The organism is Sulfitobacter sp. 1A15258 (assembly GCF_043557045.1).
Lineage (GTDB): Bacteria > Pseudomonadota > Alphaproteobacteria > Rhodobacterales > Rhodobacteraceae > Sulfitobacter > Sulfitobacter faviae.
On the sequence record NZ_JBIFFK010000003.1, the window covers coordinates 261,915 to 280,303 of the forward strand.

Here is an 18,389-nt window from a genome sequence, read left to right on the forward strand (position 1 = left end):
CTGAGCAAGAAGTTTGCCACCAATGTCTTGCTTTGTGCTCTAAAGGTTTGGGGCCGTGTTCTATTTAGGTGAAAGTCTCAAAATTAGTTCGGTCGTGTTCTGCCGTGCTTCCCGGTGCTTTTTATCGCCTCCCAAGGTTGAGAAACGGGAAGAGACTTTGACTTCTTCAATCGCAAAGTAACGCTCGGACAAATCCGCTACGTCTTCGCCACTCAATCCGTTGCTCGCGGCACCTGCCGGAAAAGTTACGATTGCAGATGCCCCTTTTTGTGAAATCACCTTGAGCAAACCATCAAGAACCGGCTTGGACCTCGTCCGTAAACTATATTGTGAACGGGGGCGCTCCTCTGGAGGAGGGTACCGGCCGTTACCTGATATCTCGCCCACTTCCCCGAGGGCGACAGTTTCCAGAACGTGATAAAACCGACTGTAATGTACGCCGGAATAAGGTGGGTCCAAGAAAACTAGGTCCCCTTCAATAACTTGGTTAGCCAGTTCGTTCGCATCAACGACAATTGCCCTACCTGCCTTTTTGGCATGTTTTTCAGACAAGGAGACGGCTGCTCGTTTGACCAAGAATTGGATATCCCTCATCCAAGCTTCTTTCAGGAAGCGCCCGGCTGTTTCATTCGGTTTGAACGGCTGTGCCGTGTGACCTGGGGCGGCGGCTGATTGGCTCGCTGCGATGATTAGGGCTGCAAGGCCAATCCTGCGCTGATTGGCATTCTTTGGAAGAGCAATGCGTAGCGTGTCAAGCCAAAGCGATTGGAGCGGCGAGTAGTAGTAGCCTCCGTAAGCAAAACAGACAGGCAAGTTAAAGTCTGCACAGAGTTCCCGTGCCTCAATCGCAGACCCCGCGATTTGCTCAACCTCCAGTTTCTCTTGAAGGTTTGTGGCCTTCTGAAAGAAGCGACTTGGCTGCATCTCTTTCGCATGGTCAAACCAGCTGTCTAGCCAACGATGATCAGCTAGAGGCTCGGTTCTTTCAATTACCCCGGCGGCTAGTGCGACTGCATAAGATTGGAGATCGGAAGCAATTACTTCACGGTCGTATTTCTGAGCGACGTGCCACGCAACGGCTCCAGACCCTGTGAACATGTCAAATACACGATTGCATTCCGCTATCGATTGGCTCAGCGCGTCCCCAAGCCCGTTGGTCAACATGGACCGTTTTGAGCCCATATACTTCACGGACAGATACCCCACATCGCAGCGCGCTCAAGCTGCGTGACGTCGGGAGTCCCGTTGAGGTTGGCGGTAAAAAAGGCGTGCGGTTCATACGAGCAGTCATTCAACGATGCTTGGAAGTCTTCGACTGCGAACTTGGTGCTATCCCACAGGTCCGCCATTCTGTCTGGCAACGCATCTGCATCGACAATGCCACGATGAACCAGCAAGGGATCAATCCATGGTCTAATCTCTGTCCCGTCTTGAGAGAATCCAGCCTCATTTAGAGTTAGAACATTCAGTGCCGTAGCAGCTCTAAGCAGCAGAACTGCTCGCGAAATCATTGCTCGAGGAGTGGATCCGTCCGTAGACGCCAATTGAAATATCTGAGGTTCGCTTGCTCCGGCCTCGTCCAAAAGAAACGATTGCGGAACAGCCTGCTGAAGTGTGGGCTCGAGCTCGCTGTATCTAGTCACCACTGAGCTATTAGCCAACGGCACTCTGTCTGCCAGGTCCAATACAGAATTGTCTTGCTGGTGGACCATCTGAAACATGCGCCGTAACATATGGTTATCGAGCTGAGTAAACCCACTTGGCGTCGAGGGTTCCAAGGCATTCCACGTCTCCGACAAGAAGTCCATTTCATCTTGGAATGAACAGGGTATCTCGTTGAGATCATGTGGTGTGTAGCTTGAGATATTCCTCTGTTCGTGATGCCGGGTGGCAATATTCAAGTCAAACGCCCAAGCATCTATCAGCGGGACGACGATCGATACAGGTTGTCTGTTCGGCCAGATCGAGTCTAAGGCGTCTTTCAAGTTCGACCCATGCAGTCTTATTGCAGACAGGAATCTGGCAGCATTGGTGTCAATTCTTAGCCAAGCGTCCAGTGCAGGCCAAACTATACTATGTGTATTCTGACCGCCCCTATTCTCACGGTGGTCCTCCAATTTGTGCACCGCACCATTTGCGTCGACGCAGATGTTTAAGCCGTTAAAAATTCCCACTCCGGAGATCGCAAGCATACTCATCGCTGCCCGTAGTTGAGCGTAGTATGCCATGTGCTTCGCGGAATGACCGTCCCTAGCAACAAGTGCGCTAACGCTTCGAGACAAGTAACCCCAGCCATCTAGGCAGTGATTGGGACCACAAGCAGCAACCAAAGAGATCATCTGATCGTCAGTTAGTTGCAGACGTGCTTGGTCGAGTCGTCTAATCCCCCTGTTGGTTGCAGGATCCACAATTTGGCAGCTGCGAGCCGGATGCCCCAAGGGTAGCCATTCTCTTACTGGCTTGCTGCCAAAGGTCGTAATTTCGGACACAATTGATATGGGGTTCGCCAGCCCAATCTGACTGTTTACAAGTGGGGCCGCCATTATTCACCGCCGGTGGAAATGGTTTGGGCCATTTTTGCGACGCTCTCTGATTGAGATGTATTTAGCTCTCGTATGATGTCATTTGTCAGGAGGGTGTAACCTCCGCTCCCGCGGTACGCACGACGTGTAAGCTCTAAATCTCGATTGTCCCGAACTCCCGGCCCATCCAAGGACCGCCAATCAAAACGCGTTAGCGCGAGCGCCAACTCTTTGAAGGGCACGTAGAAGGCCTGATCTCGTAAAGTTACCAGAGCTCTTGAGACATCTTCTTCGGTCGTATCGGTCTCGTCAAACTCCTCTGCAACCCAATCGGCAAGTTGCCATTGGTCAACGGAACGATACAGGAAGTCGTTCACGACGGCATGGGCCGCACGGACACCCATATCCTGATTCAACATGGAGCTTCGGTCGTCGAAAGGATCTCTATCGGGCTCCGCGCCCGTAAAGGCGTCCGCCCAATCTCCAGCTTCGCCGTCATCGATGGCTTCTTTGACCAACCGCCAAAACTCGAGCACAAGAGCAACCTGTTGCGACCTTGTCCACGACAAGGGCTCTTCTTGCCCGGGGGTGGCCGCTTGAAACAAGCCGTAACGGCCCGCTTTGCCACGACCGGTTCCGAAGAATGCAGCAGTCAACGATCGCACGAATGCTGCCTGGCTCACCCGACCAGCGCCACTTTCTCCAAGCATATTGATCCTGTTTTTCCATACGGAATCCGGGTGCTTATATAGCCACTCTGTGATTTCCTGCGCCCTAGCTTCACGATAGACGGTCAGATCACCTGTTTGCTCAAGCCAAGCTTGGTTCCTAAGCAAAGGATAAAGGTCGAAAGCGTGGCTAGGGTTGATCCGTTTGGGAGAGACATTGATCGACCAGAAAAGATAGGCTTGCCAAGCAATGTCGAGTCCATGAAATGCGACGACTGGCAGCTCATAATCGCCATCCAGCTGCTCTTCAAAGGCCCACAGCCGGTGCTGGCCATCTATGACTTCGAAGGGTCTCACATCATCTTGAGAGAACTGGCCTAGGTCAGGCAGTTGGATCTGATATTGCCCTGAATTTTCCTGAACTTGTGCCGTCAGACCTTGCGAGGCTTGTTTGCCCCGCCGCACGTCACCGGGTTCGAGGATGTTTACTACGATAGCGGTTGGCAGCCAGCCTGGTTTCCTAAGGGCTACCTTGTCCAAGGTACGTTGGTTCTCCTTCAAGTCGCCGTACGGATAACCGTACTGGACAAACTCTTGGATCCGTTCCGTCCGCTTCTCGTCTCTTTTTCTTTGAATGCCCTCAGCGTCAACACTGTTTCGTTCACGCTTATAAACGTCGCTATAGCTGCGCAGTGTCGAAGCGTTCATGGAGAAAATGAACATTGAAGGTTTCGGTTTCCTGTCAGGTGGGTTTGTCGAATATTCAAACCCGTCCCAGATATCGAGCCACTGGGTAAACTTCAGAGCGTTTATCGTGGGTGCCTGACCGCTATTTTTGTTCATACTCTTTCAGCCTTGTGTGAATTTGGGTAATTCGGCGAGAGATCGCCATTAAATTTTGTTCTACTACTAATTTATTTGCGTAGAGTTGCCATAATCATTCAGCAGCTTTCTCAATTTTTGATTGGCAAAATGCAAAGTGAGAACTGAAGCGGTAAGGATTGGTACCAACACCCCGGATGCAGCAACCACAAGTAGCATGGTAAGTGTAATCGTGGTTGGCTCTGGCGGAATGTCAGAGGAAAAAAGGTATGCAAAACCAATCAAATAGATCGCACACGCGCCTAGGTGCACACCGTAAAGCGGTTTCAGGGGCTCAATGGCAGCATCGCATGCTCTTTCAAGAGTGGCATGCCGAACTTTGAGCCAACTTTTGCTAGGTGGTCGCATTTGCTTAATCCCTTACCAACTCGATCCATGTGTGTACATCGTCGTTACTGACTTCACGGCCTTCGACGAGTGACTGATACCAGCGCGCAACGATTGCTCCGCGTTTCTCGCTCTTAATCTTTATGTTTTCCTCAGTGAGGTGTTGATCGAGCGAAATCTCGATCCTCTTTAGCGCCTCGAAGTCATGCGCCGCTCTGACAGACTTTGTGCCCAATAGGATCCATGCAGCGTCTACATCGAACTTGTCGGCAATCGCGACCAAGGCTTCAACGGGAAGGCCACGCTGGCCTTTTTCGTAGCTGTGATAGGCGCGGTGTGAGACGCCGATCGCATCCGCCATGGCGGTTTGCGTCAAGCCGACTTCGTTGCGTGCAATCGCAAGTCTCGCACCCATTGCCGAGAAGACAGCTTTCAAATCCCGCGCCATGCAAGGTTCCCATTGACGTGACTGTCAAATTGCGCGAAACTGCACAAAATGACATAAAATTCCAGTTAATTCCATCTGACCACGTCAGAAGGTGCAGAACAAGCGATTCCATGCGTGTCGCCGATTCAACTTAAGCGGACAAGGACGACTGAAATGGCAGAGACCAATTATTCAGACAGCTCTCAGATCCTGGGGCTTGGAAAAACGCCCGCGCAGTGGGTCGAAGTAATGGCCGGGATGGGGATCGATATTTCAGAGCGCACTTTGCGCGAGCGAGCAAATGAGACCGGCGCTTTTTATCGCCTTGGGCGGACCATGCTCATCACGCCCGCGCAGATTGATACGATTTTTGAAGGAGGCCAGACATGCCGCTCCAAATTTACAAGAGGGGTCGTGTCTACTGGGCCAAGGGGTGGATTGAATACAACGGCAGGCCAATCGCCGGCCCATACCGGCGAAGCACTAAGGCATCTTCAGAAGAGGGCGCACGGGACTGGATAAACCATGAGACCGAACGTCAGATTCGTCGCTATGTCGTTGGGGACGAGCCGAGCAAGACGTTTTCTGACGCGATTATGCTCTATAACGCTTCTCCGAAGGCAGCGAAGCAGCTGATCCCGATTGTCGAAGCAATCGGCGACCTTTCGTTAGGTGCTATTTCTGGCGCGCTGCTAAAAAGCCTTGGGCCGAAGCTGAAACCCAAAGCGTCGACCGATACATGGTGGCGTGAAATTGTGACGCCCGCGAGTGCAGTGATCAACAACGCGCACGAGTTGGAAGGCACGCCGCTGATCCGGGTAAAACCCTACGATAAGTTCGAGCGGATCGCACAGGACAAGTGGCGCGGGAAGCTGAGCCGCGTCGAGCGCACGCCAGCTGATAAGGAATGGATTGAGGCATTTTGCCGTGTGGCCGACGCATACAACGCAGCGCTGGTCCGATTCATGTTCGAAACAGCTGCACGGATTGATCAGGCCGTATCATTGGAGCCCGATGACCTACGGCCGCATGAAAACAAAGTCCGAGTAAAAGCACAGAAGGGCCATCCAGAGAGTTGGATCACCGTTTCGCCTCAGATGATGGACGAGCTTCTGGCATTGCCGCCGAAGCGACCAAAGAACCGCAAGACTGGCAAACTGATGAAGGCGCGTGTTTTTGGCTATGGTAGTTCAACCGGATACAACACGCGCTGGAAGACAATTTGCAAGCGCGCGGGCATCCCGTATCTTTCTGCCCACCCAGCAGGACGGCACGGCTTCTTCACCGAGCTTGTTGTCCGTCAGGGCGTCGATCCCGTGACAGCGGCTAAAGCTGGGCGATGGTCAGACCCCAATTTGCCCATGCGCATCTATGCCCACGCCGAAACCGATGAGGCCGACATCAGGGCCCGTTTTCGTACAAACCATGTACAGGATGACGCTGTACAAACACCCAACAGTAAGAAATCGCAAAAGGAATAGCGCTATGAACGCATCCCTCCTAAGGGGCAGGTTGCAGGTTCGAATCCTGCCGGGGTCGCCATTCGGCGCGTAGGGCGCTGCCGACCATCCTCACCCCCTTGTGCCTTGAAATCCCCATCCGGTCTGTCAGATTGCCCCGGATATAATCAGGAATGGCAGAGGCTTTGATGAAAACAGGAACTTTTGTGATCGGGGCGGCCTTGCTGGCCGTTGCCGGGTGTACGGTACCGGCGAGCGGGCCGCAGGGCGGCTCGGCCCGTGTGGGCAATCTGCCGGAGGCGGTGGTGAGCCTTGCCGCGCCGAACCAAGATCTGTCGACGGCGCGGTTGCTGCCGGAGGATGGCTGCTATTGGTATCAGCACAACGGCCCGGTCGAGACGACGCTGGTGCCGCTGCGCGCGGTGGGTGGCAATCCGATCTGCACCAAACGCCAAGCCTGACATAGAAACGGGGGCTGCCAAGCGGCCCCCGTTTTTCGTTCCAGCTTAGCTGCTGGCAACAACGCTTTCTTCCGCCGAATAGAGATAGGCCGTCGAGCCGGTCTGCACATTCGGGTAGAGCTGGTTGATATGCGCCATGATCATCCGCACACAGCCTGAGCTTGCCCGGCCCCCGATGCTCTGCGGCTGCGGGGTGCCGTGGATGCGCAGATAGGTGTCGCGGTTCCCTTCAAAGAGGTAAAGCGCGCGCGAGCCGAGGGGGTTTTCGGGGCCGGGCGGTACACCGTCTTCAAGGCCCGCGTAAAGCTCAGGATCGCGCTTGATCATGTTCTGCGTGGGGGTCCAATGCGGCCATTGTACCTTGCGTTTGATGGTATAGGTGCCCGGCTCGTAAAGATTGCCGCGCGCGATCGCCACGCCGTAGCGCATTGCGGTGCCGCCCTCTTCGATATGATAGATATAGCGCGCCACGGCATCGACGTGGATGTCGCCGACGCGCAGGTTGTCATTCGCCACGACCCGCTGGGGCAAGAAGCGCGGGTGCACGCCCCAAGGGTTGCTCGTCGCCGGGTCAAAGCCCGCTGGGGTGACCTGCGCATCCCATGCGGCCTTCTCTGCCGCGCTTGGGCGGGTGCGGGCCATCAGGGGGGTGGCAATCGCGCTGGAAAATAGCGCCGTGGTGGTCTGAATGAAATGACGTCTTGTCAGCATGTGGTCGCTCCGTGGTTGACCTCTCTGCGCGGGGCAGGGTCGTATGCGTGTATGAAAGACTAACGGCCTTTCTACGCTGGAGGTTCAAGGAAGAAGGCGGTTGCTGAAGATATTGTGATCTAAAACACACGGTTTTCACGGAAGTACGGGGCGCGGGCGGGTGGGCGCGCGCCCCGAATGCTGCGGGGTAGGAGATAGGGAGGGCCCGGTCAGCCGCGCCCGCGGTAGGGCGGCACCCCTTGATCGGGGATCCAGGCGCCCTCGGGCAGGGGGCCGGTTTGCCAGAAGACGTCGATGGGAATGCCGCCGCGCGGATACCAATAGCCGCCGATCCGCAGCCATTGCGGGGCAAGGAACTCGGCCAACCGTCGGGCGATGGAGATGGTGCAATCCTCATGAAAGGCGCCGTGATTGCGGAAGGAGGTCAGAAACAGCTTGAGCGATTTCGATTCCACCAGCCACGGGCCGGGCACATAGTCGATCACCAGATGGGCAAAGTCGGGCTGGCCGGTCATCGGGCAAAGCGAGGTGAACTCCGGCGCGGTGAAGCGCACGTTATAGGCCACATCGGCCTGCGGGTTCGGCACACGCTCAAGCTCGGCCTCTTCGGGGCTGGCGGGGATGCGGGTTTCCCCGCCGAGCTGTTTAAGATTGCTGTAGATGTCGTCGGACATGGGGGTCTCCATCGGTCAGACGCCGCGCTTGTTGCCCCAGATCAGGACATGAAGCTGCGGCAGGATACGGGGGGCGAACCAGTGATCGGTCATGGCAAGCTCGGTTAGCCAGCCCAAACGGTCGGCCAGCGCCTGCGGGTCCACCGGCGTGGCGGGGTCGACCTCGGGGTTGCCGGGTTGAAGGTAGAGCGGGATATCGAGGTGATGGGCATGCACTTCGCGCGCCCAATGGTAGTCGATCTCGTCGAAGATCACGATCTTCATCACCTGCTGCCGCGCCTGCGCGCCGAGGGTCCGGCAGGCGTCGAATGCGTCCCAGTCGACACGCTCACCGCTTGATGGCGGTTTGGGGGAGAGCACGAGCGTATCGAGATCGGCAAACCATGGCCGCGCGATAGAGCCTTGGGTCTCGCAGGCGAAACGATAGCCCGCGGCTTTGCCCATGCGGATCAGGGGGCCGAAATCTTGTATCGCCGGATTGCCGCCCGAGAGGGAGACGGTCAGCGGTTGGTCCTTGGAAAGCTTGCGGATCTGGCGCCAGATGTCCTCGGTCGACATGGGGGTCCAGCTATGGCGGTACTGGCTGTCGACGGCATGCAGGCTGTCGCACCAGCTGCACCGATAGTCACAGCCGCCCGCGCGGACGAATACCGTCGGCTCTCCGATCAGCGCGCCTTCGCCCTGAATGGTGGGGCCGAAAATCTCGGCAATGCGCAGGGTCATGGCCGGTATTCCGCCCATGTTTTCGGGGTCTCGCTGACCAGCACGGCAGAGGTCTCGGGCCAGCGGGCGGCGCACCAGTCGTGGAAATGTTTCGCCATGTTCTCGGCGGTGGAGGGGCCGTCCAGCACATCGTTCAGATGCCGGTGGTCGAAGTGATCGTCGATATAGGTCTTGAGCGGTTTCAAGTCGTGGTAATCGCGCACGAAACCATCGGTATTGAGTGTCTCGGCGGCCAGTTCGATCACGACGATGTAGTTGTGCCCATGCAGCCGCGCGCATTGATGATCGTCGGGCAGGTGGCTCAACTGGTGGCTGGCGGAGAAGTGGAATTCCTTGCGAATACGGAACATCAGCCTTCCCCCTGCGCGGCAAGGGCCGTAGTCCAATAGTCGGGATCGGCGTAGACCGTGGGGTCGGTAATCTCGGCCAGATGAAAGGCTTCGCGCCGTTCGACACAGGTGCCGCAGCGCCCGCAATGGACCGCGCCGCCCTTGTAGCAGGACCACGTCTCAGCGAAGGGCGTGCCGTGCTGCGCGCCTTGGCGGACGATCTCGGCCTTGCTGTGCTCGACAAAGGGCGTGTGCAGCCGCACATTGGCATAGCCTTCGAGCGCGGCCTGCTGCATCGCATCGAAGGCGCGGGTGAAACCGGGGCGGCAGTCGGGATAGATGAAATGATCGCCGCCATGCACGGCAGTGGCCACGGCCTCGTCCCCCTGCGCGGCCGCAATGCCAAAGCCGATCGACAGCATGATCGCATTGCGGTTCGGCACGACGGTGATCTTCATCGTGTCTTCGGCGTAATGCCCATCGGGCACGTCGATATTGTCGGTCAGGGCGGAGCCCGAAAGCGCCGCACCGATGCCGCGCATGTCGATCAGGTGAAACGGCACGCCCAATCGTTCGGCCGCCGCCCGGGCGAAATCGACCTCTTTGCGGTGACGCTGGCCATAGTCGAAGGAGACGAGCCGGGTGAGGTGGTGCACCTCGGCTGTGATATGCGCAAGCGACACGGAATCGAGTCCGCCTGAGCAGATGACAAGTGTTTTCATTTTGGGGCCCTTGTTTTGATGTCCGGGTAGGCTGCGACCGGATGGCGGGGCTTATTTCAGAATTTGCGCGGATTGCAAGCCTGACGCGTGGGCGGGCGGGCAGTCGCCGCAGAGGCAGGAGGGTTTCCGCCAAAACCCGATAAAATAAGGACTTTGGCCTTAACGATTAAACCTAAGTTAACTTTAGACAATGCTGAATTCGCGCTATGGTGGGGCTATGTTGAAAAGCACCCAAAGCGTCACGCTCGACGCCAGCCATTATGAATTGATCGAGGCGATGACCGATGAGGTGGTCATTCTTGACGCCACCGGCAAGATTGTCGCGGTCAATATGGCGTGGAAACTGTTTTGCGAAGAGAATGGCGGCGATACCGGAACGCATTACGTCGGGGCCAATTACTTTGACATCTGCGAAGCGGCGGCCATCGGTGCCGTGGTGCAGGCGGAAACGGTTCTGGAGGGGCTGCGCCAAGCGCTGAAAACCGGGACTTCCTTTGAGGGGGAATACCCCTGCGATGGGCCGGGGGTGCGGCGCTGGTTTCAACTCAACGCCAACCGCCTGACGATCCAAGGCGCGCCCTGCCTGCTGTTGCAGCACCGCAATGTCACGACGCGCCGTATGGCGCATGACGATATCGAACGGGCCCATGTGCAGGCGGAAACCTTTGCCGCCCTCGTGGCCACCACGGCCGAAGCGATCCTGACCTATGACATGGAAGGCCGCATCATCAGTTGGAACCCGGCAGCTGAGCGGCTCTACGGCTATACGGAAGAGGAAGCTTTGGGCCAGTCGGTCGAGCTGTTGTATCCGCCGGATTGGCCGACGCGGGTGCTTGAGTATCGCGATCAGATCATGGCCGGCAAGCTGCGCCAGTTCAATGCGGTGCGCGTGGCCAAGGATGGCACCGAGCGCCATGTCACCATCGCCTGCACGCCCATTCGGACACTTTCGGGGGATATCGTCTCGATCTCGAACATCCACCATGATGTGACCGCCACGCGCAAGGCCGAAGAGGTGCGCGATCTCGTCTCGCGTGAGGTCATCCACCGGGCCAAGAACATGCTTTCTCTGGTCACGGCGATGCAACGTCAAACGGCGAGTTCGGCGGCCTCTCTCGCGGAGTTCAACAAGTCCTTCGGGGCCCGTATTCAGGCGCTGGCCCGCTCCACCGATTTGCTGGTCGATGGCGGCTGGTCTTCGGTGGATTTGGCCGAGTTGGTGCGCGCACAGTTGGACCCGTTTTTGCATTTGCAGGCCAAGGCGGTGGATGTGGATGGCCCCTCTGTCGCTTTGGGACCGCAGGCGTTGCAACTGATTGGCATGGCGCTGCATGAACTGGCGACGAATTCCACGAAATACGGGGTGATGAGCGACGGCTGCGGCGATATCCAATGCCACTGGTCCCATACCGAAAAGGGCGGGCTGCGTTTCCAGTGGATCGAGACCGGCATCACCATTGACCCTTCTGCCAAGAAAGCCACCGGTTTCGGGAGCAAGGTTCTTTCCGTATTGGCCCCCGCCATGGTCAATGGCGCGGCGGAAACCGTGACCAGCGAAAACGCCCTGACTTGGACAGTCACGATCCCTGCCGCGCATCTGGGAAAACTGGCCTGAGCGGCATCGCGCCTGTGGTGCTGCGCCGGGTTGCCGGTTGACCTAAATCACCCCTTTGCGGAACTCTCCTGCGCTGGAAACTTGTTCCTCCTTTGAGACGTCGTTCGAAAAGGCAGAAGGAGGCTAGGATGGCCGAAGGACAGGGCAAGACCGCGAAACTCTACCGGATGGTGATGGAGCAACACCTCTGTCCCTTCGGGTTGAAATCGAAAGACCTGCTGGAGCGGCAGGGCTACCACGTCGAAGATCACCACATTACGACCCGCGAAGAGACCGATGCCTTCATGGCGAAAGAGGGTGTGGAGACCACGCCGCAGACTTTCATCGACGGGGAGCGGATCGGCGGCTACGACGGTCTGCGCGTGCATTTCGGTTTGGACAAGCCCAAGGAAGAGCAATCGGACACCAGCTATCAGCCCGTTATCGCTATTTTCGGTGTGGCCTTCCTGATGGCACTGGGGCTCTCTTGGTATGCATTCGGCAACATCTTCACACTTCGGGCTTTCGAGTGGTTCATCTCGATCTCCATGTGTTTCCTCGCCGTTCAGAAGTTGCAGGATATCGAAAGCTTTTCGACGATGTTTCTGAACTACGACCTGCTGGCCCAGCGGTGGGTGCCCTATGGCAAGATCTATCCATTCGGGGAGGCGCTGGCGGGCATTCTGATGACCGCCGGGGCGCTGACCTGGCTCTCGGCCCCCGTGGCGATCGGGATCGGCGCGATTGGCGCGGTTTCGGTGATCAAGGCGGTCTATGTCGACAAACGTGAGTTAAAATGCGCCTGCGTCGGCGGGTCGAGCAATGTGCCGCTTGGGGTCGTCTCGCTCACCGAGAACGTCATGATGCTGGGCATGGGGGTCTGGATGCTGCTCAAGGTCTACGGCTGAGTGGAGCAGAGCGATCCGAGTTCTTGGGCCTAGGGAGCTGTGGGGGGGTATCTGGTCGGGCTGAGAGGATTCGAACCTCCGACCCCCTGCTCCCGAAGCAGGTGCGCTACCAGGCTGCGCTACAGCCCGACCGATGTGCAGCGCAATAGCGCAGCTTGGCGGCTTTGGCAATTGGTCAGTTGCAGGGATTTTGCGTGTCGTTTGCGGAAAGCGGGGGTAATTGGGGGCGCTGCCCCCGCAGCCTGCGGCTGCTCCCCCGAGGGTATTTGAGAAAGGATGAAGGGAAGGGGGCGGGGCGTGAAACCCCGCCTTGGTTTCTTATAGGCTGGCGTCGAGGGCTTTGAGAATGGCGTCGCCCATTTCCTCGGTCGTGATGGGGGTGCCGCCTTCGGGGCCCATCAGGTCGGGGGTGCGGGCGCCATCGGCCAGCGCGCGTTCGACGGCTTTTTCCAGGCGGGCGGCTTCTTCGCCTTGGTCGAAGGAATAGCGCAGCGCCATGGCGAAACTGAGGATACAGGCGATCGGGTTGGCTTTGCCTTGGCCCGCGATGTCGGGGGCGGAGCCGTGGACGGGCTCGTAGAGGGCCTTGGGGCGGCCATCGGCATTGGGTGCGCCAAGGCTGGCGGAGGGCAGCATGCCCAGGCTGCCGGTCAGCATGGCGGCGCAGTCACTGAGGATGTCGCCAAAGAGGTTGTCGGTGACGATCACGTCGAACTGTTTCGGCGCGCGCACGAGCTGCATGGCGCCGTTGTCGGCATACATGTGCCTGAGTTCGACATCCGGGTATTCGGCGTCGCGCACCCGTTGGGTGACTTCGCGCCACAGGATGCCGCTTTCCATGACGTTGGCTTTCTCCATGGAGCAGACTTTGTTGCCGCGGCGGCGGGCGAGTTCAAAAGCGGAGCGGGCGACGCGCTCGATTTCGCTTTCGGTGTAGCGCTGCGTGTTGATGCCGACGCGTTCGTTGCCTTCCTCGAAGATGCCGCGCGGTTCGCCGAAATAGACGCCGGAGGTGAGTTCGCGCACGATCATGATGTCGAGGCCCGCGACCACGTCTTTTTTCAGCGAGGAGAAATCGGCAAGCGCGTCAAAGCATTGTGCCGGGCGCAGGTTGGAGAAGAGGTCCATTTCCTTGCGCAGGCGCAAAAGGCCACGCTCGGGTTTCACGGCGAAGTCGAGGTCGTCGTATTTCGGGCCGCCCACGGCGCCCAAGAGCACGGCGTCGACTTCGAGGGCGCGGGCCATCGTGTCATCATGCAGCGGGGTGCCGTGTTTGTCATAGGCCGCGCCGCCGACCAGATCATGCTCTACGTCGAAGGCCAGATCGCGCTTTTCGCCGAACCAGTCGATGATGCGCGTGACCTGCGCCATGACCTCGGGGCCGATGCCGTCGCCGGGGAGGATGAGCAAGGATGGGTTGGCCATGGGAAACTCCTGAAAATACGGTTGGAGATTGGGTAGCCTGCGGGTTCCGGAGGGTCAAGATAGGGGGCGTCAGCGGGTGAGGTCGACCCAGACGAGGGCATGGCGGCTGGCGCTTTCGCCCTTGGGCCAGATGAGGCCAGCGTCACTGACTTCCCAGCCGCGGGAGGGTAGGATGTAGTCGACGCGCATCGGGCCGGTTTGGGGCCAGTTGACCGTGGGGCGGTGCGGCAGGGGGTCTTGTAGCGCAGGATGGGAGAGGAGGGCGGCAATGGCTTCTCCGCGCCCGTCGCCGCGTTGCGGGTCGAGATTGGCGTCGCCCAGCAGGACGAAGGGGGGTGTCGGGGGCGTCCCGAGCTTTCCGGCGAGGTGGTGGCGCCAGAAGATGGTTTCGTCATGGTTGCGGCGGCCATTGCGGTCTTCGGGGCCGTCGAAGACCGGCGGGGTGGCGTGGTAGGTCAGCAGCGTGACGGGGCCCTCCGGGGTTTGGATTGGCAGGGACCAGTGGCCGTTGGAGGAGAGGCGCTGCGCGGCCTGGGCCTCCACCCCCGCGAAGGGGGCGCCGTCGATCATCGGGTAGAGTGTATCGGGGAGGTCGCGCCAGAGGAGGGTGCTGAAATCTTGGAACTCGGCCTCTCGGATCGGGTGGCGTGAGAGGATCGCCATGGCGCCTTGGCCGAAGAAACGGCCATAGCCTTGGGCGTCACGGGGGGTGCCGAGCTTGCCGTCACCGTCGAGGTCGACGCCGCTTTGGCGGCCTGCATTGGGCGGGGCGGCGAAGCGGTGGGGATAAGGCGCGCCCGCGGCGGTGAGCGCATCAGCGAGGGCGTTGAGGGCGGCGCGTTCGAAATCGTAGTCGATGCCTTGTAGCGCGATGATATCGGGATCGGCGCTGGTGATGGTTTCGATCACGGAGGCGACGGCGGGGTCGTCCCCGCGTAGGATGTCGCGCAGGAGCAGGCCCGGCCCTTTGCGCGACAATTCGGTGTTGAAGGTGGCGATGCGCAGCGGTTCGGCCTGCGCGGTGCCGGTCAGCAGGAGCAGCGCCAGCAGAAAGCGGATCAGGCGGCCTGCATATGCGCTTCGGCGTAGGCGCGGCGGCGTTTGTCGTGAATCATCTCGGCCACCCGCCCCATGGTGATGCCGCGCATGATCATACTGGCCGGAAGGAATGCCCATGCGCTTATTGTCCAGATCATGGTTTGATGATTGCTCAGTGAGATCGGATCTAGCAGATCGGCGGTGGCCTTGACCACTGCAGGGATGAAGAAGGGCAGAAGGAAGCCAAGCGCGATGTTGATCCGCGCGTCCCGTTGCAGCCGGTAGAGCACATCGCCCCCAGCGGTTGGATCGAAAAGTGGCAGGTTCACCCAGACGTTAAAAGCGCCTTGGCGTGCGGGCCAGCCCATGACACGCACCAGCACCACGAAGGTCGCCAATGCGATGAGCGAGACCAGATAGGCCAGTCCCGCCGCCGTGCGGATCAGGTTGACCGCCTCGAGAGGGGCGTCGGCGGGCATCATCAGCACCACGAGGCGCACCGGGGAATAGGGAAAATCAAGCGCATTGCCCAGTATCGTGCCAAGCGCGGTGAGCGCGCCGGTCAGTAGGGTCGGGGCCGTTTGACCCCGTGCGATAAGCGACAGGACGAGGATCGTGAAGAGCAGGCTGATGAAGCGCAGCCGATTGAATGGCGGCGCGTCGCGGAATTCGACGATGCCGGGCTGGCGGGCGTTGTATTCCATGAAGGTCAGGATCGCCGCGACACAGGCCAGCAGCACGGTGATCTGGCTGGATTCCGCATCGGCTCCCGGTAAAAGAAGTGCCGGGATGGCAATCAATAGCGCCACCAATAGGCCACGCGTCGCCGCGCCTGTCATTCGTCCGATCACTGCTCTGCCCTTTCAAACTGGCCAGCCGCGATACGATGCCGCGTGCTTGTTCCAACTTGATGCCCCCGGTTGATGGGGTGTGCCTCATTCTGGTCCAATTTTTGCCTTCTTTCCGCACATGCCTCAAGGCTCCGCGGAGAGAAGAGCAGGATACTGGGGTATTTTGAGGGAGCGGGTGGTGCCTTCTTGCATCAATTCCGTGGCGGTTTGATGGCAGGCGGCAACATCTTGTGGGCGCGCGGTTTGCGCCCACAAGGTTGATCATGCAGGCCGGGCGTTAGACCCAAGGGCGGCTTTGGCCCAGCGAATCCTCATAGCTGTCAATCGCGGCACCTTTTTCGAGCGTGAGGCCGATGTCGTCCAGCCCGTTGAGAAGGCAGTGCTTTTTAAAGGCGTCCACTTCGAAGGGGAATGTCTCACCATCTGAGGTGGTCACGCTCTGGCCTTCCAGATCGATGGTCATCCGCGCGTTCGATCCCTTTTCGGCGTCTTTCATCAGCACGTCGACCTGCTCTTGCGGCAGGGCGATGGGCAGGATGCCGTTCTTGAAGCAGTTGTTGTAAAAGATGTCGGCAAAGCTGGGTGCGATGACGCAGCGGATGCCGAAATCGAGGATCGCCCAAGGCGCGTGTTCGCGCGAGGAGCCGCAGCCGAAGTTGTCGCCCGCCACGAGGATCTGCGCGTCGCGATATTGCGGTTGGTTCAGCACGAAATCGGGGATTTCGTTGCCTTCGCGGTCATAGCGCATTTCGTCGAACAGGTTCACGCCAAGGCCGGAGCGTTTGATCGTCTTGAGAAAGACCTTGGGGATGATCATGTCGGTGTCGATGTTCACCAGCGGCATGGGAGCCGCGGTGCCGGTGATTTCTGTAAACTTATCCATCGGGGTATCCTTCGGAGAGTGCGGGAACCGCGCCGCCTGACGGCGCGTTCTAGGCAAATGGTGTATCAGGAGGGCATGGCATGTCGTACCAAACCGGCACGAAGGTGGAATGGGACTGGGGCAATGGCACCGGGACCGGCAAGATCGTCAAGAAATACACGCAGAAGATCACGCTGAAGCTGCAGGGCAGCGAGGTGACCCGCAAGGCGAGCGATGACGAACCGGCCTATAAGATCGAACAGAACGACGGCAGCGAAGTGCTGAAGTCCGGCAGCGAGCTGCGCAAGGCCGACTGAGCCCTGCGCAACGCGCCCGGTATCCATACCCCGGTCGCTCACGCCAGTTCGCGCAGGTCGGTCAGGTGACCGGTGAGTGCGGCGGCGGCGGCCATGCCAGGGGACACGAGATGCGTGCGGCCCTTATAGCCCTGACGCCCCTCGAAGTTGCGGTTCGACGTGGCCGCGCAGCGCTCACCGGGGGCGAGCTGGTCGGGGTTCATCGCCAGACACATGGAGCAGCCCGCGAGACGCCATTCGAAACCGGCCTCGCGGAAGATGTCCGCCAGCCCTTCCTCTTCGGCCTGCGCCCGGACGAGGCCGGAGCCCGGCACGACCATGGCACGCAGACCGTCCTTGATCTTCTTGCCCTTCAGCACTTCAGCAGCGGCGCGCAGGTCTTCGATGCGGCCGTTGGTGCAGGAGCCGATGAAGACGGTGTCGATCTCGATATCGGTGAGCTTTTGACCCGGTTTCAGGTCCATATACTCCAGCGCACGTTTCACCGCGTCGACCTTGCCGCCCTTGAAGTCTTCGGGCGAGGGGACCGTCGCGTCGATCGGCAGCACGTCTTCGGGCGAGGTGCCCCATGTGACGACCGGTGCGATGTCTTCGCCCTTGAGTGTCACGACCTTGTCCCAATGGGCGTCCTCGTCAGAGAAGAGGGTTTTCCACCAGTCCATCGCCGCTTCCCACTGTGCGCCTTTCGGAGCGTGGGGGCGGCCCTTGCAATACTCGAAGGTCTTCTCGTCCGGCGCGATGAGGCCAGCGCGTGCGCCGCCCTCAATCGCCATGTTGCAGACGGTCATACGGCCTTCCATCGACAGGTCGCGGATCGCCTCGCCACAGTATTCGATGACATAGCCGGTGCCGCCCGCGGTGCCGGTGGCGCCGATGACCGACAGGGTGATGTCCTTGGCCGTGACGCCGGGGCGCAGCTTGCCGGTGATCTCGACCTTCATGTTCTTGCCCTTGCGCTGGATCAGCGTCTGGGTGGCAAGGACATGTTCGACCTCAGACGTGCCGATGCCGTGGGCCAGCGCGCCGAAGGCACCGTGGGTCGCGGTGTGGCTGTCGCCGCAGACGACGGTCATGCCGGGCAGGGTCCAGCCCTGCTCGGGCCCGACGATATGTACGATGCCTTGGCGCACGTCCGAGACAGGGTAGTAATGCACGCCGAACTCGCGCGCGTTTTTGTCGAGGGCGGAGACCTGAATGCGGCTGTCCTCGGTCATCGCTTCGGGGTCTTCGCGGCCCTCGGTGGTTGGCACGTTGTGATCCGGCACGGCGATGGTCTTGTCCGGTGCGCGCACCGTGCGGCCCGACATGCGCAGCCCTTCAAAGGCTTGCGGGCTGGTCACTTCATGCACCAGATGGCGGTCGATATAGAGCAAGCAGGTGCCGTCATCGGCTTCGTGGACGACATGGGCGTCCCAGATTTTATCGTAAAGCGTCTTGGGGGACATGATGGTCCTCTCCCGTGGTTTGGAATGGCTAAGGGTGTGGCTG

The 18,389-nt window shown here is 59.2% G+C and carries 19 protein-coding genes and 1 tRNA gene; 5 read left to right on the forward strand and 15 right to left on the reverse strand.

Features of this window, described 5'->3' with window-relative positions; translation table 11 throughout:
* Positions 1–60: 60 nt before the first annotated feature.
* The 4 genes from ACGYK9_RS08580 to ACGYK9_RS08595 form a co-directional block, all read right to left on the reverse strand.
* On the reverse strand, positions 61–1,182 hold the full coding sequence (locus ACGYK9_RS08580) for a DNA adenine methylase (protein WP_394409996.1): 1,122 nt from the start codon (positions 1,180–1,182) through the stop codon (positions 61–63).
* 5 nt (positions 1,183–1,187) lie between these two features.
* Positions 1,188–2,192 carry a hypothetical protein gene (locus tag ACGYK9_RS08585; RefSeq protein WP_394409542.1) on the reverse strand — a complete coding sequence of 335 codons (1,005 nt, stop codon included), beginning with the start codon at positions 2,190–2,192 and terminating at the stop codon, positions 1,188–1,190.
* A 350-nt stretch (positions 2,193–2,542) separates the two neighbouring features.
* On the reverse strand, positions 2,543–4,033 hold the full coding sequence (locus ACGYK9_RS08590; protein WP_394409545.1) for a DGQHR domain-containing protein: 1,491 nt from the start codon (positions 4,031–4,033) through the stop codon (positions 2,543–2,545).
* 391 nt (positions 4,034–4,424) lie between these two features.
* Positions 4,425–4,847 carry a helix-turn-helix domain-containing protein gene (locus ACGYK9_RS08595; RefSeq protein ID WP_394409548.1) on the reverse strand — a complete coding sequence of 141 codons (423 nt, stop codon included), beginning with the start codon at positions 4,845–4,847 and terminating at the stop codon, positions 4,425–4,427.
* A 365-nt stretch (positions 4,848–5,212) separates the two neighbouring features.
* Between ACGYK9_RS08595 and ACGYK9_RS08600 the strand changes: the two genes are divergently transcribed.
* Together ACGYK9_RS08600 and ACGYK9_RS08605 are read left to right on the forward strand one after the other, a co-directional pair.
* Complete coding sequence (locus ACGYK9_RS08600; protein WP_394409551.1) at positions 5,213–6,307, forward strand: tyrosine-type recombinase/integrase; 1,095 nt, start codon at positions 5,213–5,215, stop codon at positions 6,305–6,307.
* A gap of 167 nt (positions 6,308–6,474) precedes the next feature.
* Positions 6,475–6,747 (forward strand): hypothetical protein, encoded by a 273-nt coding sequence (locus tag ACGYK9_RS08605; RefSeq protein WP_067268532.1) that lies wholly within the window; start codon positions 6,475–6,477, stop codon positions 6,745–6,747.
* Between the two features lie 45 nt (positions 6,748–6,792).
* Here ACGYK9_RS08605 and ACGYK9_RS08610 read toward each other — a convergent pair whose 3' ends face one another.
* The 5 genes from ACGYK9_RS08610 to queC form a co-directional block, all read right to left on the reverse strand.
* Positions 6,793–7,458, reverse strand: a complete 666-nt coding sequence (locus ACGYK9_RS08610) for a L,D-transpeptidase (protein ID WP_394409554.1) — start codon at positions 7,456–7,458, stop codon at positions 6,793–6,795.
* A 209-nt stretch (positions 7,459–7,667) separates the two neighbouring features.
* On the reverse strand, positions 7,668–8,132 hold the full coding sequence (gene queF, locus ACGYK9_RS08615) for a preQ(1) synthase (protein WP_394409557.1): 465 nt from the start codon (positions 8,130–8,132) through the stop codon (positions 7,668–7,670).
* A gap of 15 nt (positions 8,133–8,147) precedes the next feature.
* Positions 8,148–8,855, reverse strand: a complete 708-nt coding sequence (gene queE / locus ACGYK9_RS08620; protein WP_209218547.1) for a 7-carboxy-7-deazaguanine synthase QueE — start codon at positions 8,853–8,855, stop codon at positions 8,148–8,150.
* Positions 8,852–9,205 carry a 6-carboxytetrahydropterin synthase QueD gene (queD, locus tag ACGYK9_RS08625; RefSeq protein WP_394409560.1) on the reverse strand — a complete coding sequence of 118 codons (354 nt, stop codon included), beginning with the start codon at positions 9,203–9,205 and terminating at the stop codon, positions 8,852–8,854. Before queD ends, queE begins: the two co-directional genes overlap by 4 nt.
* The gene (gene queC / locus ACGYK9_RS08630; RefSeq protein WP_394409563.1) at positions 9,205–9,906 is read right to left on the reverse strand and encodes a 7-cyano-7-deazaguanine synthase QueC; all 702 of its coding nucleotides are present in this window, start codon (positions 9,904–9,906) and stop codon (positions 9,205–9,207) included. Before queC ends, queD begins: the two co-directional genes overlap by 1 nt.
* A 217-nt stretch (positions 9,907–10,123) precedes the next feature.
* Between queC and ACGYK9_RS08635 the strand changes: the two genes are divergently transcribed.
* Entirely contained in the window at positions 10,124–11,521 is a 1,398-nt protein-coding gene (locus ACGYK9_RS08635; protein ID WP_394409566.1) for a sensor histidine kinase, read from the forward strand.
* Between the two features lie 128 nt (positions 11,522–11,649).
* Positions 11,650–12,408 carry a MauE/DoxX family redox-associated membrane protein gene (locus ACGYK9_RS08640; protein WP_394409569.1) on the forward strand — a complete coding sequence of 253 codons (759 nt, stop codon included), beginning with the start codon at positions 11,650–11,652 and terminating at the stop codon, positions 12,406–12,408.
* A gap of 52 nt (positions 12,409–12,460) precedes the next feature.
* On the opposite strand, the gene ACGYK9_RS08645 is transcribed toward ACGYK9_RS08640, so the two are convergent.
* From ACGYK9_RS08645 to leuD, 5 genes are all read right to left on the reverse strand, one after another.
* Positions 12,461–12,537: transfer RNA gene (locus ACGYK9_RS08645), tRNA-Pro, on the reverse strand.
* Positions 12,538–12,726: 189 nt separating this feature from the next.
* On the reverse strand, positions 12,727–13,833 hold the full coding sequence (gene leuB / locus ACGYK9_RS08650; RefSeq protein WP_394409572.1) for a 3-isopropylmalate dehydrogenase: 1,107 nt from the start codon (positions 13,831–13,833) through the stop codon (positions 12,727–12,729).
* Positions 13,834–13,902: 69 nt separating this feature from the next.
* On the reverse strand, positions 13,903–15,009 hold the full coding sequence (locus ACGYK9_RS08655) for an endonuclease/exonuclease/phosphatase family protein (RefSeq protein WP_394409575.1): 1,107 nt from the start codon (positions 15,007–15,009) through the stop codon (positions 13,903–13,905).
* The gene (locus tag ACGYK9_RS08660; protein ID WP_394409578.1) at positions 14,892–15,722 is read right to left on the reverse strand and encodes a hypothetical protein; all 831 of its coding nucleotides are present in this window, start codon (positions 15,720–15,722) and stop codon (positions 14,892–14,894) included. Before ACGYK9_RS08660 ends, ACGYK9_RS08655 begins: the two co-directional genes overlap by 118 nt.
* 277 nt (positions 15,723–15,999) lie before the next feature.
* Complete coding sequence (gene leuD / locus ACGYK9_RS08665; protein WP_394409581.1) at positions 16,000–16,605, reverse strand: 3-isopropylmalate dehydratase small subunit; 606 nt, start codon at positions 16,603–16,605, stop codon at positions 16,000–16,002.
* 80 nt (positions 16,606–16,685) lie between these two features.
* On the opposite strand from leuD, the gene ACGYK9_RS08670 reads away from it, so the two are divergent.
* On the forward strand, positions 16,686–16,901 hold the full coding sequence (locus ACGYK9_RS08670) for a DUF2945 domain-containing protein (protein ID WP_394408426.1): 216 nt from the start codon (positions 16,686–16,688) through the stop codon (positions 16,899–16,901).
* 38 nt (positions 16,902–16,939) lie between these two features.
* On the opposite strand, the gene leuC is transcribed toward ACGYK9_RS08670, so the two are convergent.
* The gene (leuC, locus tag ACGYK9_RS08675) at positions 16,940–18,346 is read right to left on the reverse strand and encodes a 3-isopropylmalate dehydratase large subunit (RefSeq protein ID WP_067268511.1); all 1,407 of its coding nucleotides are present in this window, start codon (positions 18,344–18,346) and stop codon (positions 16,940–16,942) included.
* Positions 18,347–18,389: the final 43 nt, after the last annotated feature.

Bases quoted from the DNA above. Each gene is read 5' to 3' on its own strand.
- ACGYK9_RS08580 (WP_394409996.1), bottom strand. From the start codon at position 1,182: ATGGGCTCAAAACGGTCCATGTTGACCAACGGGCTTGGGGACGCGCTG.
- ACGYK9_RS08585 (WP_394409542.1), bottom strand. From the start codon at position 2,192: ATGCTTGCGATCTCCGGAGTGGGAATTTTTAACGGCTTAAACATCTGC.
- ACGYK9_RS08590 (WP_394409545.1), bottom strand. From the start codon at position 4,033: ATGAACAAAAATAGCGGTCAGGCACCCACGATAAACGCTCTGAAGTTT.
- ACGYK9_RS08595 (WP_394409548.1), bottom strand. From the start codon at position 4,847: ATGGCGCGGGATTTGAAAGCTGTCTTCTCGGCAATGGGTGCGAGACTT.
- ACGYK9_RS08600 (WP_394409551.1), top strand. From the start codon at position 5,213: ATGCCGCTCCAAATTTACAAGAGGGGTCGTGTCTACTGGGCCAAGGGG.
- ACGYK9_RS08605 (WP_067268532.1), top strand. From the start codon at position 6,475: ATGAAAACAGGAACTTTTGTGATCGGGGCGGCCTTGCTGGCCGTTGCC.
- ACGYK9_RS08610 (WP_394409554.1), bottom strand. From the start codon at position 7,458: ATGCTGACAAGACGTCATTTCATTCAGACCACCACGGCGCTATTTTCC.
- queF (WP_394409557.1), bottom strand. From the start codon at position 8,132: ATGTCCGACGACATCTACAGCAATCTTAAACAGCTCGGCGGGGAAACC.
- queE (WP_209218547.1), bottom strand. From the start codon at position 8,855: ATGACCCTGCGCATTGCCGAGATTTTCGGCCCCACCATTCAGGGCGAA.
- queD (WP_394409560.1), bottom strand. From the start codon at position 9,205: ATGTTCCGTATTCGCAAGGAATTCCACTTCTCCGCCAGCCACCAGTTG.
- queC (WP_394409563.1), bottom strand. From the start codon at position 9,906: ATGAAAACACTTGTCATCTGCTCAGGCGGACTCGATTCCGTGTCGCTT.
- ACGYK9_RS08635 (WP_394409566.1), top strand. From the start codon at position 10,124: ATGTTGAAAAGCACCCAAAGCGTCACGCTCGACGCCAGCCATTATGAA.
- ACGYK9_RS08640 (WP_394409569.1), top strand. From the start codon at position 11,650: ATGGCCGAAGGACAGGGCAAGACCGCGAAACTCTACCGGATGGTGATG.
- leuB (WP_394409572.1), bottom strand. From the start codon at position 13,833: ATGGCCAACCCATCCTTGCTCATCCTCCCCGGCGACGGCATCGGCCCC.
- ACGYK9_RS08655 (WP_394409575.1), bottom strand. From the start codon at position 15,009: ATGGGCATTCCTTCCGGCCAGTATGATCATGCGCGGCATCACCATGGG.
- leuD (WP_394409581.1), bottom strand. From the start codon at position 16,605: ATGGATAAGTTTACAGAAATCACCGGCACCGCGGCTCCCATGCCGCTG.
- ACGYK9_RS08670 (WP_394408426.1), top strand. From the start codon at position 16,686: ATGTCGTACCAAACCGGCACGAAGGTGGAATGGGACTGGGGCAATGGC.
- leuC (WP_067268511.1), bottom strand. From the start codon at position 18,346: ATGTCCCCCAAGACGCTTTACGATAAAATCTGGGACGCCCATGTCGTC.